Origin of the sequence: Rhodobacter capsulatus (genome assembly GCF_052363175.1) — a bacterium.
Classification (GTDB): Bacteria; Pseudomonadota; Alphaproteobacteria; order Rhodobacterales; family Rhodobacteraceae; genus Rhodobacter; species Rhodobacter capsulatus_D.
The window spans coordinates 1,972,955-1,988,129 of sequence record NZ_CP198946.1 but is presented as its reverse complement, the minus strand read 5'-3'; the positions used below and the strand labels follow the sequence as shown (position 1 = coordinate 1,988,129).

Below are 15,175 nucleotides of genomic sequence, written 5' to 3'. Positions count from 1 at the left end.
CTATCTCCTGTAGCGAAACGGCGGCTCGACCACGGTCGAGAGCGCCAGCATGGTTTCGGTCCGCGCGATCCATCCCGCCCGCTTCAGCGCGACCAGAAATTCCTCGACCGCGACGAGCGAGGCGACACGGATCTGCACCAGATAGGACCAGCCCCCGGTGACATGATGACAGGCGGTGACGGCAGGCTCTTTGGCGATGGCGGCGCGAAAGGCGGCCTCGTCGATGCCCTCGGCGAGCGCGATCCAGACGAAGGCGGCGACGGGCAGGCCCACCGCCTCGGGATCGACATCGGCAAGGGTGCGGCGCAGCACGCCGCGCTCGATCAACCGCCGCAGCCGGTCATTGACCGCCGAGGGCGAGAGCCCGACCTGCGCGCCGAGCTGCGCCATCGACTGCCGCGCATCCTCGCCCAGAAGGGCGCAAATCTTTCTGTCGATCTCGTCCATGACCACGATTCATCCGCCATAATAGCCTTCAAACCGGATCATCACCGATGCGCGCGTGATTGCAACGGATGTTTTTCACCCACCGGACATCGTCCGGCTGCCGCGTGCGGTCGCGCCGCCCGACCGCATGACATCCGGTTGCCCGCAGGAAAGCCCCTGCGGCAAGGCTCTTTTCGACTGCGGGAAAACGGCCTGCAGGGCGCTGATGAAAAAGTTTGCCCGAGGATGAAAAAACCGGTTGCGCCCCTCCGAGGCTCACGTTAAACCCCCGCCTCACGACGACCCCTGATGCGGAGAGGTGGCAGAGTGGTCGATTGCGGCGGTCTCGAAAACCGTTGACCCTGCAAGGGGTCCGAGGGTTCGAATCCCTCCCTCTCCGCCATTCACAATGTTTTGATGTTAGCCAAGCCCTTGATCTTCAAGGGCTTTTCTATTTTCACCCCATGCAGGCGCCCACTTCTGCTATACATTTTGCATTACATTTTGTGATACACTCGCCCGAAGCACCGGGGGCAAAGCATGGCAATCAAAACGCGCGACGGTTCAGTAAAAGGAACGCTTCACCTCTACCGGCGCGTTCCGAAACGCTATGCCTCGGTTGAACCGCGCAAGTTCGTCTGGATAAGTCTGCACACGGATTCCCCCTCGGTCGCCAAGACGAAAGAGGCCGCGACTTGGGAACAGATGGTTGCAGCTTGGGAAGCCAAGCTCGCCGGTGACAGCACGGATGCCCAGGAACGCTTCGCCGCGGCCCGTGACCTCGCCGAAGCACGCGGCTTTCGCTACATGCGCGCCGAACAAGTTGCGAAGCTGCCGCTCGAAGAGCTGCGCGACAGATTCGCCGCCGTTACCGGCTTCAAGGATAGCCCCGAAACACCCGACATGCGCGAGGCCGCTGCCCTGCTTGGCGCAGAGAAGGCCCCGCCCCTTTCCGTCAGCGCCGCGCTGGAACTCTATTGGACGCTCGCCAAGGACAAGACCTTGGGCAAGTCCGAGGATCAGCTTCGGCGCTGGAAAAACCCGCGCGTGAAAGCCGTGAAGAACTTCATTGCCGTGGTCGGCGACAAGGCGATTCACGACATCACCGGCGACGACATGCTCGACTTCCGCAACTGGTGGATGGAACGGCTCGAAGAGGAAGATCTGACACCGAACAGCGCAAACAAGGATCTGATCCACCTTGGCGACGTGCTGAAGACCGTGAACCGGATGAAGCGGCTCGGTCTGGTGCTGCCGCTTTCGGACCTGTCCTTCAAGGAAGGCGATGCAAAGAAACGTCCGCCCTTCTCGGTGAAATGGATCAAGGAAAAGCTTCTCGCGCCGGGCGCTCTGGACGGGCTGAACCCCGAGGCACGGGCAATCCTGATTGCGATGGTGAACACCGGATGCCGTCCTTCCGAGCTGGCCGCCCTGACGGTGAACACGATCAAGCTCAATCACAATGTCCCGCACATTTCGATTGAGCCGGAAGGTCGGCAGGTGAAGACGAAACACGCCCGGCGTATCGTTCCCTTGCTGGGCGTGTCGCTGGAGGCCCTGCGGGCCTTTCCCGAGGGGTTTCCGCGCTACCGTGACAGCAGCGCCAGCCTGTCCGCGACGGTCAACAAGTTCCTGCGCGAGAACGGCCTGATGGAAAGCGACGATCACACCCTTTATTCGCTGCGCCATTCCTTCGAAGACCGGATGCTTGCAGCGGGCATTGATGACCGGATCAGACGCGACATTCTCGGCCACCGCTTGTCGCGCGAGCGTTACGGCGACGGGGCCACGCTCGAACACATGCAGCAGCTTCTTCAGGCTACCGCTCTGTGACACGCCGCGATGGCGCGGGCCCGGTTGATTGCATCATCCTTCGCCTGATGGGCGGCCAGCTCCAGCTCGATGCGCTCGAAAAGCGGCAGATAGACAGGATCAGCCACGACAAGCGCGGCGGCCATTCTGTGCATCTTCTGAAGTTCGGGCAAGGTGACAGGTTCAGGCATGAGGGCTCTCGGGGACGTTACCTTCATTCTATAGGCCCGCCGGGCGAATCCGTTCGGTGGGAAAAGTGAAAAGCGCGAGAAAAGGGGCGAGGTTTTCACCTCGCCCGCGTGTTTGTTGATTGTGCCGGGGATCAGGCGGCTTCGAGCCTGCGTTCGACGGCCATTTCTTCACGCTCAGCGGCGATCTCGGCGGCCTCGGCCGCTTCGAGAACTGCAAGCAACGCGGTGATTTCGTCGCTCGGCGCGACCTGAGTTGACGCAACGGCGGTGGCTGGGGCGCCGAGGGCCGCCGCCGCCTCTTCGGCTTTCTTCCGCGCGCGCTCGCGTTGCTTGGCCTCGGTCTTCTGTTTGCGGCGGTGTTTCTCCCGCTCGGCGGGTGTCATTTTCGAGAGGTCTTCGTTCTGCCGAGGCTTGGCGCTCTTGCGTCTTCGCAACATATCCCGCGCCCGGTCCCATTCCACCCTCTTGCCGCCCACGGGTGGCAGGTCACGAAGCGCCCAGTATTTGCGGCTTTCCTCGTCGCTCAGCTTGTATTTGTCCCGAAACTCGATGCGCTTCTTTTCGTCCGCTGCGGCGCCCTTCACGCGCTTTGCGTCGTCCAGGATGGCACGCTGCGCTTCGGTGAGGCGGGTATACCAGTCATTTTCGGCGGCCGGATCGTCGCGGCCCGGTCGCGATTTGTAGAGTGCGGCCGCATAGGCCCCGGAAGATTTGTCTGTCTTGCCTTTGGGGTATTTCCAGCGAAACCACGCCGCAATCTCTTCGTCAGATTGGCCAGCATAGGGGGTCAAGCTCAGGGTCGGGGCTTTGGTAGTGTCAGCGCACATGGTATCTTTTGAAGGTCATAGAGGGACGCATTCAGGGGGTGAGCGCTGCCGCGCTCGCCCCTGTTCTTATTTGGCAGCGCGTTCGATTTCGCTCGCGAGGTCTTCGGCCACACCAGAGGCGAGCGGGTATTCTGCCCCTGTGATCGGCGACACGATGCGCACGCCTGCGCCCATGCGTTTCAACTTGATGCCGCTCAGAGCGGCGATGCCTTCGAGCCATTCCTTCTTGTGCTCGAAGGCCGAGGGGGTCAGGGCCGCGGATTTGCGCAGCAGGTCCGCGAGGGTCTGGCCTTTATGCGCCGGAACGCTCGCCTCGAAGCCGGGCGCGGAAATGGCGATGCTTTCGCCCGCCTTGGCGACATTGATACCGGGGATGTTGCTCGGAATGGTGCCAGCTTTGATCTCCGAACGGATGTAATCGGTGATCAGCTCACTCACGGTCGTGTTCTTCTTTTCCGCGATTTGACGCAGTTGCGCGCCGCGTTCGTCGGGCAATCTCAACATGTAAGCCATCTTGTGTCCTTTAGGGGCTAGGTTCTCATTGCCCGCAATATACCGCGATACGCGTATACGCGTCAAGTGGTATTCTGGTCGGTCCGCGGATTTGTCAGGCCGGGTCGGCATTGCTTATGACCGGGGAAGGATTGCTTGGAACCGGCGAAGAGAAGATCAGAACCGAGGAAGGAAGGGTTAGAACCGAGGAAGGGAGGGTTAGAACCGCGGAGGTGTCAGCAATCCTTTCCGCGGCTTTCTCTTCTAGTTTACTCCTTAAAATAGAGGGGGGCCAAAATAGGAAACCGCGGAAAGGAATGTCGACACGCCTCCCTTCCCCGGTCGGTCGCGGGCTGCGCCCGCTTCCCTCCCTCGGTTCGTGACCCCGTTCCCGGTCCCTGCACCGCGGCACGCGCCAGAGACTCAGGAAGGCGCCTCTGAGTCCCATCCTGCCCCGTTCCGGTCCAACCCCACCCCCGGCACAATAGGGCGCTCCACGGCCTTCCTGTGGAGTCCTAGCGCAGTATTCCGCCCGGTCGCATGTTACGGATGATCTCTTCGGTCACGATGTTGCGCATCATCTGTTCGGTCTGCTTTGCCACCTGATAGGCAAGGTCGGCGTTCTGTTCCTGCGTGCCCCCGGTCGCGTTCACCGTCACCGGCGCGTTGATCGTGACCACCGGCCCGGCCTTCGCCCCGCCAAGCGCCTGCATCGCCTTCGGGGTGCTGCCACCCACGAAGCCGCCGGTCGCATAACCGCGCAGCGCAGCCCCGTGCAGGGCTTCGAGATTACCCACGCCCAGGCGCTCGGTCGCAGCTTTCGACATGACGAACTCGCCCCGATGCACGATGCCCGCCGGTTCGAACGTGCCACCCCGGCCGGTGTAGCCCCCCGAGGCAAAGCCAAAGAGACCGCCCAACCATGTGCCAAAGCCGCCAAACGCGCCAGAAAAGAGCCCCATGAGCGCCTGTTTCATCTGCACCTCGGCGAGCTGAAGCAACAGATCGGCCACCGCCTCTTCGGCGCTCTTCGAGCCGTTCAGCACCGAAAGGAAGGTGTCGGTCAGGGCCTCGGCCCCGCGCTTGCCCGCCTCTTCGACCTTTTTCAGCTTGGCGGCGGCTTTCTCGGCGCGGGTGCCCGCTTCGACATAGGAGCGCGCGAGCTGATCGACCTGCGCGCTCAGTTCCGGGGTGATCGCCTTGCCCTCGCGCTGCGCCGCCGTCAGAAGCTCGGCGCGCTTGCGGGCGAAGTCCACCGCCTCGGCATAGCCCCGGCCCGCAGCGGCCGCGGTGACAAGCGCAGCGGCTTCAGCGTCAAGGGCGGCTTTCTCACGCTCCAGATCAGCGACGGCCTGTGCGAAGTCACCGGCGCTGCGACCACCCGCACCACCACCGGCCCCTTGGCCAGATCCGACCACCGGGCCGGTTTCGCCCAGAAGCGGCGGCGGCTGTTTCGGCCGGGGCGAGGTCGTCAGCACATAGGGGCTGCTGTTCTCATAGCTGCCCGAACGGGCCTCGGCGATCGCCGCGCCGCGCGTGTCGTCCAGCGTTGCAGCCCCGCCCGGCAGCGCAGCCCGTGCTTCGGCCGCCTTCGTGCGCAGCGCCTCAAGCGCGCTCCAGAGCCCGCCCAAGCGTTCAATGACCTTGGTGAAGCGCGCGTCGTCGATCTCGCCGAGCGAGGCAAAGGCCCCTTGCGCCTTCTTGATCAGATCGCCCATCTGGCGCTCGAAGTCGGCCGCGCTGATCTCGCCCGCATCAAGCTTGCCGGTGAGGGTCTGCATCGCGAGCGCCACGTCCTGCAAGCTTTGCCCGGCTCCGGTCTCGCCCATCCGGTTCAGCTCGCCGCCAAAGCGGGTCAAGATCGGCGCAAGCCTGTCAGCTTCGCTTCCGAAGCGCTCGTAAAGGCTCAGCAAATCGCCAATCGCCTTGGCATTGTCGGCCACCGCCTGCCCGTTGTCCTTGAGCGCCTTGTCAACGCCCGGTCCGAGGATTTGCGGCGCCTGCGCCCGGTTGCGGAACAGGTCCGAGGCGGCCAGCCGATCGGTGCCGGTCTGAATGTTCAACAACTGTGCCGCGAAGTCGGCCGCGCCAAGCGCCGCCTGTTGCCAGCCCCGGTGCAGGCTGGCCGTCAGCGCGGTATAGCGCCGGTCGAGGTCGTCGGCCTTGGCGATCTGATCGGCGGTCAGCACCGACGCCCGCCCCATCATCGCCGCGATACCGGCTTCACCCCGGCCGAGCATTTCGACGAAGCGCTCGCCGCCGGTGCCACCGAAGACTTCATCGGCGATGCGGATTTGCGCCGCCTTGTCCATGCCCTGAAGCCGCTTGACGATTTCGAGCATCAGCGCCGAGGGGTCTTTGAGGCGCGTGGCAAGGTCGGTGGCGCTGAAGCCGAGGCGCTGAAAGGCTTCGGCCCCTGCGCCCGCGCCGGTGGTCACGAACTCGTCGGCGCGCAAGTTCAGTTCCTTGAAGCCATCGGTCAGCGCGTCGAGGCTGACGCGGTTCTGATCGGCGACATACTGCCAGCGCTGGAACGCTTCGACGGCCACACCGGCCCGGCGGGCCTCGTTGCCGATCTCGGCAATGCTGCGCACGGTCGCGCGCACCTGTCCGGCGGCGATGCCAAGACCGGCGCCAAGCCCGGCCCCCGCAAGCCCTGCGATGCCCACGCCCAGACCCGGCAAGGGCAGATTGCCAAGCGCGCCCGCCATCTTTGCCCCGAGCCCGTCATAGCTCTTTGCCATGCGGTCCACCGATTGCCGGGCACGGTCTTCCATCTGACGCGCCGCGCGGGCCTGCGCCTGGCTCGCCCGTTTCAGGGCCTTTTCCAGTTTGTCGATCCGGGCTTCGACGGGAACAATCAAGCCAGGAAGGGTAAGGTCATTCATCACTCATACTCACTCAGAACACGAAAAGCCCGCTTGAGGCGGGGGCGTTATAGGCGCTTGCATTGCTTTGCCCGAGGCTCAGCCGGTAAACGGCCATCGCGCTTGCAATCGCGCCGTCGATGCGGTCGCGCTTCTGACCCTTGTGCATCTTCACCAACCCGGAGTCGGTGCGCACCGCCACCACGCTTGCGAAGTGCTGGCGCAAGATCGGGTGGCCGTCATGGCGCACCAGCTTTCCGTTCACGATGCGCTCAAGGTCGGCCCCGGCGGCGCCCATCGTCAGCGGGCCTTGTCGGACCTCCACCACCGGCAGGCCATCATCATAAAGGCGCTGCATCATCCGGGTGGCCAGATGCGGGTCGAAGGCGATCTCTTGCACGTCATAGCGGGCGCAAAGGTCGCGGATCTCGTCTTCAACCATGCCTTCGTCGATGATCGGGCCGGGGCAAACCCGGATCAGCCCGTCATCGCGCCAGCGCTCATAGGGCACCCCGTCGCGATCGGCGCGGGCCTTCAGCTCTTCGCCGGGCACGAAGAACGCGGGCTTCAGCGTCACTTGCCCGTCCGGGTGACGGAAGGCCGCGACCACGGCCGTCAGATCGCCCGAGCGCGACAGGTCCACCCCAAGCCAGCAAGGCAGTTGTTCAAGGTCTTCCTCGTCATCGTCGAAGGCGCGGGCATCATAGGTGTCGAAGTCGAAGAGCGGGTCGCGCGAGTTCCCGAGCCATCGGTTCAGGTTGAATTGCTCGAAGCTGTAGCGCTCGCCCGGACTGTCCTTCGCCTTCCTTGCCAGCGAGCGCAGCCCGTCGAGGTCAGGAAAGCCATGCGCCAGACCGGGGTTCACCCGATGCCAGAGCGCTTCGTCTTCCCAATCCGCACCCGGTTCAGGCTCGAAGAGGATCGGCAGGAACTCGGGGTTCACGATCTGCCCCAGCGCCACGCCGCGCGCATAGGTGTAAAGCTCGGCGGCCAGACCTTCATTCCCGCGCCCTGCGGTGGTGGCAATGACAGTCAGCCCGCCCGCGCGCTTCGCCATGCCCGATTGCAGCGCTTCCCAAAGCTCGCGCCCCTGCCAGACATGAATCTCGTCAGCCAGAACGAAGGTGGGCGTCGTGCCGTGCTGCGCGCGCCCGTCCGAGGACACCGCCTTCAGCGCCGAGCCGTCGCGGGTGCTCTTGATCGCCTTCGGCGCGTTATGGGCGTCATAAAGCCGGGTCACGGCCTCAAGGCGCGGGTCTTGCCGGATGATCTCGGCCGCCTCGCGAAAGCCGATGCCCGCCTGTTCGCGATCCGAGGCGGCAAAGATGATCTGCCCGGCGGGCACCCGTTCCGGCCCGAGCAAGTGCAAGAGCGCCAGCGCGGCGGCAAGCGAGGTCTTGCGGTTGCCGCGCGGGATCATCAGGAAGACCATCTTGACGATGCGGGCGCCCTGCGCATCGCGCGGGCCATAGATGCGCCGAACGATCCGCTCTTGCCAGGGCGCAAGCTGAAAGGCGCGCTTCGGCGCGGTGCTGGCCGGGTGGCGCAGCCGTCGCAGGAACTGCACCGCCCGTTCGCCCGCGCCTTGCGGGTCGTCGATGGGCGAGCCGTCGAAGACCCAGGTCGGATAGGTGCTTTGGGGCGTCATGCGTCACACCGACAGCGGGTCATCGTCTTCGGCATCCTCGGCCGCGGCCGAGCCGATGCGGGCGCGCGAGGTCGGCGTCAGCCCATATTCCGAGGCGAGTTGCCGGGCGGTCTGGGCGGCGCGGTTCCAGATGCCGAAGGCGGTCTTGTCGATCACCCCGCCTGCCGCCGTGCGGTCCGCTTCGATCTGCCGACAGATGCCCACGGCCGAACAATAGGCTTCGACGCCCGCCAGATCGGCACGGGTGACGATCCGGCGCGCGATCAACTGCGGAAAGATGCGCTTCCATTCCGCCTTCGCGTGCAACGAGAGATAGGCGGGCGCGGGCGGCGCCTTCGTCAGCGCCTCGGCATCGGGCTTGAGCGCGGGCTTCAGCCCGCGAAGGGTGACGGCGCTCATGCGGCCACCGCCTGCGCCGTCGCGCCGAAGTTCGCCTCGAAGGCCGCGCGCATGAAGCCGGTCGGGGTCACGCTGCGCGCATTCGCCCGCGCGCGGCCCTTGCCCTTCATGTCGCGGATCACATTGGCCTGCGCCGGGCCGGGCAGCGGGGTCTTCGCGGGCATGACGAAGCCGCCCCCGGTCCAGAGGCAGGTTTTCTTGGTGTAATGCTCGGAGGGTGCCAGCCGGGAATAGTCGCAGGGGTCGAAGCTGTGATCGGGCTTGCGCCAATATGTGCTGATCGTGCTGCGCGGGTTCTCGATCAGATAGGGCACCTCGAAGAACTCGGCCCATTCCGCGGCGATGGCGAAGAGTTCGATGGCATCGGCCAGCGCGTGCAGCCCCTTGCCCTTGAACCAGCGCGCGCCCGAGGTCGCCAGATCATCGCAGGGCGGAAAGGCGGCGAAGAACCGGCAGCGCTCCACCATGTCGCGGGTCGGTTTCCAGCGCCGCGCATCGGCCTGAACGAAGTGGACATTGCCTTCGGTGCGGTTGCCCGGATGCTGAATGTCGATGCAGTAGCAATCCCAACCCGCAGCCGCGAAGGGCTCGGCAGACTTGCCCGAGAGTTCATAAAGGAAGATCGCTGCGGGCTTCATGCGGCCACCGCCCGCAGCTCAAGGCCACGCCTGCGCCCGATCTCGGCAATGGCGACGATGTTCCATGCCGTGCCATCGTGAAGGATGCGATCGGCCACCGACACGCCCGGCAGCCATCGCAGAAGGAACACCGCGTTCTTCGTCGCGGCCTCGGTCCCGGCGGTCAGGAACTCGGACACGCCCGCCTGACGCAATTCGGCCCGGCCTTGGGCATAGGTCGCCCAAGTGGTCGTGACCGCCCCCGAAGCCGCGACTGTTTCGGTCAGCCGTTGCAAGGCGATGCGGTTTTGAAGCTTTCCGGCCTGCATCGTCACACCCGCCACCGGACAACCGCCTCAAGCGCCATCGCGCCATGTGTCAGCGTCAGCTCGGGCTGCGGATCACGCAACCAGACCACGCGCGGTTGCGCCCAGTCGTCGAGGTTGATCTCGGTGGTGTCCTTCGGTCCGAACTCCAGCGCGCCATAGATCGCCGCCCCAATCTTCCGCGCGGTGTCGGCACCGTCTTCCTGCGCCCAGATGTGCAGCGTCAGGAACACCCGCGCGAGACGCTGCGACCCGGCCGCGCAGCCCAGGAACTCGGTGCGGGCATCGCCCAGCACCACCGAAGGCAGGCGCTCGGGGCGGATGCTGCCCGCGCGAATGTTCGCGGGTTGCACATGGGCCAGCACCTCGGGCGCGTCGATCAGCGCCGCCCGCACGGCGGTTTGAAAGGCAAGAGCCGGGTCAAGCATGACCACCCCCTTGCGCGGCCTTGCGCACGGCTTGACCGATGGCGCGGGCGATCCGGCGCCGGGCGCGATCCTCGGTCAGACGCGCAGCGGGCAGAAGGAAGGGCTGCGCCGCGGTGCCGGGGTGCTGCGTCCCTGCGAACTGCCCGGCGTTCACATGCGGCTTCGTGCCGAACTCGACAAGGTGGCCGTGGCGCTGTTCGGGATTGCCCACGGTGACAAGCGCCTGATTGGCACCTGCGATGCGACGGCCACCGCCTTCGGCATAAGCCGGGGTCTCGGCGCCGGGCGGGGTCACGACGATAGAGGCTTTCAGATCACCCTCGGCTTCGGGGGCAAGACTGCGGGCGGTGGCGGCGAGGTCTTCGGCCGCCTGCACCACGGCGGGGCGCAGGGCTTCAAGAACGGTCGCAGGAATCGCTTCAAGGCGCCGCGCCAGCCGGGCGGCTTGGGCGTTCAGGTCCAGCTCGGCCATGTCAGACCACCCAGACCCGGTGCGGTTGCAAAAGGTCATGCACCCCGAACGGCACGGCATAGGGCGCACCCCCGGCCTGCGCGGTCTCGCGGGTCTCATACCAGTAAGCGGCGAGCATCAGCACCGCTTGCCGGATTGCGGCCGGAAGCGGGTCGGTCAGCGGCGAACCGATGAAGCTTGCGACATGGGCTTCGGCGGCCTCGATCTGGTGCGACAAAAGCGCATCGTCGAGGTCATGGTCAATGTTGAGCTGGGCTTTCAGCTCGGGCACGGTAACGAAAGGCATACTCGAAAACTCAAGACATTATCACGATATATTATAACGCAATGGTCGGCAAATATGAAGCGAAAACAGAGGTAGCTCGTCGCGCACGCGATTGCATCGATGGCTATTGCCTTTCGACGTCAGCACGGACGTGCTGCCCACAAATCGACTGTGACAATTATGTCATTGTAGTTAGTTGCGTGTCGGCCTTAATGAAAGGCGCTCATTTCAGGAGAGATCAATGGGTTATCTAGCAATCTTCGCGGTAGGTGTGGTCGTTGCCGTGATTGTCGCGCTATATGCGCAATCCAAGAAAGAGGCAGCGTTGGTCGCCGCCGCCGCCGCAATACCTAACTTTTCTGCTGCTAAGTATTATTGCTCCCTACAGGACAAGACCGGCTTGGCGCTTGATCCTGTTCGCCGAAAAGTCCTAACTTTCCCCTATGGTTCGATCCTTGAAGGGGTAAACATCACTGCGGTCGAAGTCATCAGAGATGGTTTCTCTCTGCAAATGAGCAATCGAGGCAGTCAGCTTGCGGGTGCTGCAATCGGAGGTGTCATTCTTGGCCCCGTTGGTTTGATCTTAGGGGGCATTACTGGATCGAAGCGCACGGAAGAAAAGACTAAAGAAGTCGTCCTGAGGATCTACACTAACGATCTTATGAATCCGATTCAGGATGTAACCTTCTACCGAAACTCTAATGGCGCGACCTCCGATGACAGCTACCTTGGAAGCCAAGTCAAGGAAATGGAGTATTGGCATGGAGTTATTAAAGCAATCATGCAAACTGAGGCGGCTCCGCCAAGCAATCTCGTCGATGCGGGTCCGCATGCGATTAACACACCCGAGTTGACCAATGCGGCTGAAGTTCTCCCGGTGCTCTCATCTGAAGAAGCAGCCAAGAAGAAGGCGGCGCTCCGTGCTGAACTTGCCTCGATGAAGAAGGTCTGACGAATAGTCGAAGAAAAGTTATTTAACGCCCATCCTGCGCGGACTTCCCCCCGCCGGTCCGGGGCGTGTATGAAATTTCTCAATACACGCCCCTCTGAGTTTCTACGCACTCAGCCTAAGCAACTGCTGCTCAATATGGATGCACATGCGAACTGAAATCCAATAGGATGGCGTTGACCCGCCAACGCGATTTTCTGCCGCGTTGGCAATCTCAGAAATACCCCATGACGTTATGTCACTCGAATGCTGGTCGTTCAAAAACCTCTGGTCTGTATATATTTTCCTGGCGACACTGCAATAGTGGGAAATGTAATCGGAATAAACAACACTCTTGCTCCCATTTGCTTCGATGGTTTTTGCCTCTCGCTTTTCTCGAAAGTAAAAGACCTTCCTACCAGCGTATGGATAATCAATTCGCGGCCTCCAGCCGCGCGCAACAGCGTCATTTCTGATTGGATGAATTGACCCATAATCTCCATAGTGTATCTTAACAATGTTGCTGAGCCGATTTGCAACTAACTCAAAAAATTTAACTTCTTCAATTGGAAAGTCTCCACGATCTTCATTGCCAATGTCGGTGACGGAGCTAGGGAAAGATGTTGCGGCCAAAACAATATCGGCGGTCGGGCAAATTTCATTGACCACCTGAATTATGCTTGCGGCCTCAAGAGAGTGAAGCTCCGCTGTATTTACCCTAATGTATTCATAGTCCAAGATGAAATAGAACTTGAACCCGGAATCCGTGTAGCGCCTAATCCGCGAAGATAGTAGCTCCAGATCGGCGTCAAAAGAGTCATCAATGTTCTTTCGAACCCTGTATGCCAGCGCGGGAAAATTGCTAGAGAGCGCTTCGAACTGTTCTAAAATTTTTTCACCATATGAATCCCAGCTTTCACCGTCCTCTGGTGAAACTTGTATCACTGGACAAATCCCTGGGCATTTCTCCTTGACGCCATTAACAAAGCTAATCCACTCTGCGTAACCGTCCGATGACGATGCCAACGCATCGATGCGCGGCGAGGACAAATCCTGATCACGCGTCAAGTCTACAAACATCATCATACCTTCGACATAGTAGTCGTGCAGGAAATCCTGAATGGCAGAAAAGTTATATATTTCATCGCCATCTTTGATGTGTTTTGAGGCCCTCTTGCGCCCCCGGGTCAATTCAAGAAGCGTGGTGAATTTTACCCGATCTTCCTTTTTCAAATTTCGCAAGGCCCTCATTTCTGATTGACCTGTCCTTGCGAGCACAAAATAGTCATCAGCCACGATCAAGATCTCCCCATCTGCTCAATTCTGTAGTCCAACGCCTGGAGGGATACTTGCAAAAGGCGCGCAGCTAAAATTCTGTCATCATTGCTCCTTTTTAACGCCACATTAACCGCGCTAAAAGGCATGAGAACAGAGGCAGCAAAGCGGTTGGCTTGCCATTCAACAGGCATTGAGGCGCCATCCCTAAACATTATCTTTTCCCCCACGGGCATTTCTTTAATCATGTGCCGATGAAGTTGGTAGTGAGCATACTCGTGAGCCATGGAAAATCTTTGGCGAGTTTTTGGGTGCCTGCTGTTGACTTTAATTATGAATTTATCTCCGATATGCTCGATAGACGCATCCTTGTCGCCAAGGTCTTCTCGAATTAGTTTAAGATTAGCGTCTTCGGCAATAAGGCGCTCAATATCTACTGCGCCGTCATCTGATATTAGACCCTTAGACTTGCAGTAGTCTACAACGCGCTCAGGAGTATCAAGCGCAGAAGTGTTGATCGGCGGAAGGCGAGAGACACGATTAGGCGGAAGCGGCCTGTTGATCCTGCTTTTCACTTATTCCTCCTGCATGGTCTCAACGATAAGAGTCAATCGCTCAACTTCGAGCCTCAGATTTTCGATATACTCCCAGAGTGCCCCCCCCCGAGGGCAAGTCAAGCGTGCGCAGTTCGGCATTAAGCCTTTTTTCCAGCTCAGATGAAACCCGAGCGGAAATTAAGTTCACCCCTCGTTCTCGATCAAAAAAATCAGAAACGCCTTGAGGAACTTCTTGCTCGATCTGAAATTTTGCGCTCGACCTGATAGTGTATGCGCCTATTGCTGCAACTATTGCCAATATTGCGACTAATATTGTAATTACAGAACCGTAGAAACCAGTTAAGGTCTGGAGATAGTCAGCATCGCTCCACCCTTTATCCCTCAAGAAAATACAATGGTATCCGCCGTTGGCTAAGGTGCAGTTCTCGTTATGCCCAAATATTGGATGAACCATGGAGACATAGAAGCAATAGACAACAAAAAATGCTGTCACTGCACCAAACACGGATGATAGAAAAATTGTGTTCCAAGCCCAGTAATTCGTATTTCGACAAGCCGCCATGCGGTCCCCCCACAATAACAACAGCGCATTGGGCATTCTTATCAGATGTTACTGTTCGATCAACATGCCAGTTTTGTCATCTGTGATGCGCATTTGCAGTGTCGCTCTTGCCGTTGCTTCACCCGGTCATGGCAGGGCTTGCAGAGGGCTTGCCAGTTGTAGCGGTCCCAGAAGAGCGCCTTGTTCCCCCTGTGCGGGGTGATGTGATCGACCACGGTCGCCACCGCCCCGCAGATCGCGCAACAGGGGTGGCATAGCAGGAACGCCGCGCGCTCTTTCTCCCAATCGGTCGTGTAACCGCGTTCGCGGGCCGAGGGGCGTTTCGCATCGTGGCGGCGCTTGCGGGCGCGGTCGGCCTCTTTCTGGCAAGAGCAGCGCTCGCCATGCGGCACAAGGCGGCCACAGGCGCAGATATGGGGCGGGCGGGGCATGGTCAGGTCATCGCTTTCAGACGGCGCAGGCCCTCGCGGTCAAAGGCCGGGTCGAAGCCCAGCTCTTCGATCTCGCGCAGCCGCGCGGGGGTGTAGGTGTCGGGGCCGGGACCGGCGGGACCGCTGGGACCGGCGTTGCCCTCGCCACCGTTCAACGCGATCAGATGCGCGAGCTTGCCGTCGAGCGCCTGCGCAATCTCGGTCGGTGTTGCGGCCCAGGTCTCGGCCGGGCTCCAGCCAAGCCAACCCGTGCCGAAGCGGTAAAGCTCGGCATAGGCGTCGGCCCAGGGTTTCGTCGCGGCCGGGGTGGTGGTCTCTGCCGTCTCTGCCGTCTCTGCCGTCTCGGTCATCGGGGCAAGGAAGAGGGTCAGAAGCGCGCCGAGCGGCGCGGTGACGGCCTCTTTCACCGCCGCAATGGGGGCAGCGGCGAAAGAGGCCAGAAGGGCCTCGGCGGCGTTGCGATCAACCGCCGAAGCCCGGATGATCGCCTGAACGGTCTGCAAGCGGAACTGCCCGAGCCCAAGGAGAAGACCCGGCCAGCCATCGTGCAGGCGTTCAAGCGTCATCGCCGCGCGCAGCGAGGGGCGCAGCACCACGGCCCAACCCCCGTGATGCAAAGTCACCTCTTCGTTGCGCGCAAGCGGGGTCATGG

General features: G+C 61.5%; 19 protein-coding genes and 1 tRNA gene. 3 read left to right on the top strand and 17 right to left on the bottom strand.

The features are described 5' to 3' along the window. A complete protein-coding gene (locus ACTTAI_RS10715; RefSeq protein ID WP_444451458.1) occupies nucleotides 1–447 on the bottom strand; it encodes an Lrp/AsnC family transcriptional regulator in 447 nt (148 codons plus the stop codon). Nucleotides 448–739: 292 nt separating this feature from the next. Between ACTTAI_RS10715 and ACTTAI_RS10710 the strand changes: the two genes are divergently transcribed. Next, nucleotides 740–829 (top strand) — tRNA-Ser (locus tag ACTTAI_RS10710). Nucleotides 830–966: 137 nt separating this feature from the next. Continuing rightward, nucleotides 967–2,259, top strand: a complete 1,293-nt coding sequence (locus ACTTAI_RS10705; RefSeq protein ID WP_444451456.1) for a tyrosine-type recombinase/integrase — start codon at nucleotides 967–969, stop codon at nucleotides 2,257–2,259. On the opposite strand, the gene ACTTAI_RS10700 is transcribed toward ACTTAI_RS10705, so the two are convergent. The 11 genes from ACTTAI_RS10700 to ACTTAI_RS10650 all read right to left on the bottom strand — a co-directional run bounded on the left by ACTTAI_RS10700 (nucleotide 2,241) and on the right by ACTTAI_RS10650 (nucleotide 10,791). Then, nucleotides 2,241–2,429, bottom strand: coding sequence for a hypothetical protein (locus ACTTAI_RS10700; RefSeq protein WP_444451454.1), 189 nt, complete (start codon nucleotides 2,427–2,429; stop codon nucleotides 2,241–2,243). The genes ACTTAI_RS10705 and ACTTAI_RS10700 overlap by 19 nt on opposite strands. 131 nt (nucleotides 2,430–2,560) lie before the next feature. Then, the gene (locus ACTTAI_RS10695) at nucleotides 2,561–3,256 is read right to left on the bottom strand and encodes a hypothetical protein (protein WP_444451453.1); all 696 of its coding nucleotides are present in this window, start codon (nucleotides 3,254–3,256) and stop codon (nucleotides 2,561–2,563) included. A 66-nt stretch (nucleotides 3,257–3,322) separates the two neighbouring features. Beyond that, on the bottom strand, nucleotides 3,323–3,769 hold the full coding sequence (locus ACTTAI_RS10690; RefSeq protein ID WP_013068052.1) for a hypothetical protein: 447 nt from the start codon (nucleotides 3,767–3,769) through the stop codon (nucleotides 3,323–3,325). A 494-nt stretch (nucleotides 3,770–4,263) separates the two neighbouring features. Continuing rightward, nucleotides 4,264–6,636, bottom strand: coding sequence for a hypothetical protein (locus ACTTAI_RS10685; RefSeq protein WP_444451451.1), 2,373 nt, complete (start codon nucleotides 6,634–6,636; stop codon nucleotides 4,264–4,266). Nucleotides 6,637–6,649: 13 nt separating this feature from the next. Beyond that, a complete protein-coding gene (locus ACTTAI_RS10680; protein ID WP_444451449.1) occupies nucleotides 6,650–8,263 on the bottom strand; it encodes a terminase large subunit in 1,614 nt (537 codons plus the stop codon). Between the two features lie 3 nt (nucleotides 8,264–8,266). After that, the gene (locus tag ACTTAI_RS10675; RefSeq protein WP_444451447.1) at nucleotides 8,267–8,662 is read right to left on the bottom strand and encodes a phage terminase small subunit P27 family; all 396 of its coding nucleotides are present in this window, start codon (nucleotides 8,660–8,662) and stop codon (nucleotides 8,267–8,269) included. Beyond that, nucleotides 8,659–9,300 carry a hypothetical protein gene (locus ACTTAI_RS10670; protein ID WP_013068047.1) on the bottom strand — a complete coding sequence of 214 codons (642 nt, stop codon included), beginning with the start codon at nucleotides 9,298–9,300 and terminating at the stop codon, nucleotides 8,659–8,661. The genes ACTTAI_RS10675 and ACTTAI_RS10670 overlap by 4 nt, the downstream gene beginning before the upstream one ends. Further along, nucleotides 9,297–9,608 carry a phage head closure protein gene (locus ACTTAI_RS10665; protein ID WP_444451445.1) on the bottom strand — a complete coding sequence of 104 codons (312 nt, stop codon included), beginning with the start codon at nucleotides 9,606–9,608 and terminating at the stop codon, nucleotides 9,297–9,299. Before ACTTAI_RS10665 ends, ACTTAI_RS10670 begins: the two co-directional genes overlap by 4 nt. 2 nt (nucleotides 9,609–9,610) lie before the next feature. Then, nucleotides 9,611–10,033 (bottom strand): DUF3168 domain-containing protein, encoded by a 423-nt coding sequence (locus ACTTAI_RS10660; RefSeq protein ID WP_444451443.1) that lies wholly within the window; start codon nucleotides 10,031–10,033, stop codon nucleotides 9,611–9,613. Further along, the gene (locus ACTTAI_RS10655; protein ID WP_444451441.1) at nucleotides 10,026–10,505 is read right to left on the bottom strand and encodes an HK97 gp10 family phage protein; all 480 of its coding nucleotides are present in this window, start codon (nucleotides 10,503–10,505) and stop codon (nucleotides 10,026–10,028) included. Before ACTTAI_RS10655 ends, ACTTAI_RS10660 begins: the two co-directional genes overlap by 8 nt. 1 nt (nucleotide 10,506) lies before the next feature. Further along, nucleotides 10,507–10,791, bottom strand: a complete 285-nt coding sequence (locus ACTTAI_RS10650) for a head-tail connector protein (protein WP_444451440.1) — start codon at nucleotides 10,789–10,791, stop codon at nucleotides 10,507–10,509. Nucleotides 10,792–11,011: 220 nt separating this feature from the next. On the opposite strand from ACTTAI_RS10650, the gene ACTTAI_RS10645 reads away from it, so the two are divergent. After that, complete coding sequence (locus ACTTAI_RS10645) at nucleotides 11,012–11,722, top strand: hypothetical protein (RefSeq protein ID WP_444451438.1); 711 nt, start codon at nucleotides 11,012–11,014, stop codon at nucleotides 11,720–11,722. Between the two features lie 102 nt (nucleotides 11,723–11,824). On the opposite strand, the gene ACTTAI_RS10640 is transcribed toward ACTTAI_RS10645, so the two are convergent. The 5 genes from ACTTAI_RS10640 to ACTTAI_RS10620 are packed head-to-tail and all read right to left on the bottom strand — an operon-like array spanning nucleotide 11,825 to nucleotide 15,173. Continuing rightward, a complete protein-coding gene (locus ACTTAI_RS10640) occupies nucleotides 11,825–12,994 on the bottom strand; it encodes a beta family protein (protein WP_444451436.1) in 1,170 nt (389 codons plus the stop codon). A 2-nt stretch (nucleotides 12,995–12,996) separates the two neighbouring features. Then, on the bottom strand, nucleotides 12,997–13,548 hold the full coding sequence (locus tag ACTTAI_RS10635; RefSeq protein ID WP_444451435.1) for an ImmA/IrrE family metallo-endopeptidase: 552 nt from the start codon (nucleotides 13,546–13,548) through the stop codon (nucleotides 12,997–12,999). 40 nt (nucleotides 13,549–13,588) lie between these two features. Continuing rightward, nucleotides 13,589–14,128, bottom strand: coding sequence for a hypothetical protein (locus tag ACTTAI_RS10630; protein WP_444451433.1), 540 nt, complete (start codon nucleotides 14,126–14,128; stop codon nucleotides 13,589–13,591). Nucleotides 14,129–14,151: 23 nt separating this feature from the next. Next, nucleotides 14,152–14,523, bottom strand: a complete 372-nt coding sequence (locus ACTTAI_RS10625) for an HNH endonuclease (protein WP_444451431.1) — start codon at nucleotides 14,521–14,523, stop codon at nucleotides 14,152–14,154. A 2-nt stretch (nucleotides 14,524–14,525) separates the two neighbouring features. After that, nucleotides 14,526–15,173 (bottom strand): phage tail assembly chaperone, encoded by a 648-nt coding sequence (locus ACTTAI_RS10620; RefSeq protein ID WP_444455681.1) that lies wholly within the window; start codon nucleotides 15,171–15,173, stop codon nucleotides 14,526–14,528. Between the last annotated feature and the right edge of the window lie 2 nt (nucleotides 15,174–15,175).

Excerpts from the sequence above, each read along its gene's own strand:
- ACTTAI_RS10620 (WP_444455681.1), bottom strand. The coding sequence starts at position 15,173 with ATGACCCCGCTTGCGCGCAACGAAGAGGTGACTTTGCATCACGGGGGT.
- ACTTAI_RS10695 (WP_444451453.1), bottom strand. The coding sequence starts at position 3,256 with ATGTGCGCTGACACTACCAAAGCCCCGACCCTGAGCTTGACCCCCTAT.
- ACTTAI_RS10665 (WP_444451445.1), bottom strand. The coding sequence starts at position 9,608 with ATGCAGGCCGGAAAGCTTCAAAACCGCATCGCCTTGCAACGGCTGACC.
- ACTTAI_RS10700 (WP_444451454.1), bottom strand. The coding sequence starts at position 2,429 with ATGCCTGAACCTGTCACCTTGCCCGAACTTCAGAAGATGCACAGAATG.
- ACTTAI_RS10645 (WP_444451438.1), top strand. The coding sequence starts at position 11,012 with ATGGGTTATCTAGCAATCTTCGCGGTAGGTGTGGTCGTTGCCGTGATT.
- ACTTAI_RS10685 (WP_444451451.1), bottom strand. The coding sequence starts at position 6,636 with ATGAATGACCTTACCCTTCCTGGCTTGATTGTTCCCGTCGAAGCCCGG.
- ACTTAI_RS10690 (WP_013068052.1), bottom strand. The coding sequence starts at position 3,769 with ATGGCTTACATGTTGAGATTGCCCGACGAACGCGGCGCGCAACTGCGT.
- ACTTAI_RS10715 (WP_444451458.1), bottom strand. The coding sequence starts at position 447 with ATGGACGAGATCGACAGAAAGATTTGCGCCCTTCTGGGCGAGGATGCG.
- ACTTAI_RS10660 (WP_444451443.1), bottom strand. The coding sequence starts at position 10,033 with ATGCTTGACCCGGCTCTTGCCTTTCAAACCGCCGTGCGGGCGGCGCTG.
- ACTTAI_RS10705 (WP_444451456.1), top strand. The coding sequence starts at position 967 with ATGGCAATCAAAACGCGCGACGGTTCAGTAAAAGGAACGCTTCACCTC.
- ACTTAI_RS10650 (WP_444451440.1), bottom strand. The coding sequence starts at position 10,791 with ATGCCTTTCGTTACCGTGCCCGAGCTGAAAGCCCAGCTCAACATTGAC.
- ACTTAI_RS10655 (WP_444451441.1), bottom strand. The coding sequence starts at position 10,505 with ATGGCCGAGCTGGACCTGAACGCCCAAGCCGCCCGGCTGGCGCGGCGC.
- ACTTAI_RS10625 (WP_444451431.1), bottom strand. The coding sequence starts at position 14,523 with ATGCCCCGCCCGCCCCATATCTGCGCCTGTGGCCGCCTTGTGCCGCAT.
- ACTTAI_RS10680 (WP_444451449.1), bottom strand. The coding sequence starts at position 8,263 with ATGACGCCCCAAAGCACCTATCCGACCTGGGTCTTCGACGGCTCGCCC.
- ACTTAI_RS10675 (WP_444451447.1), bottom strand. The coding sequence starts at position 8,662 with ATGAGCGCCGTCACCCTTCGCGGGCTGAAGCCCGCGCTCAAGCCCGAT.
- ACTTAI_RS10670 (WP_013068047.1), bottom strand. The coding sequence starts at position 9,300 with ATGAAGCCCGCAGCGATCTTCCTTTATGAACTCTCGGGCAAGTCTGCC.
- ACTTAI_RS10630 (WP_444451433.1), bottom strand. The coding sequence starts at position 14,128 with ATGCCCAATGCGCTGTTGTTATTGTGGGGGGACCGCATGGCGGCTTGT.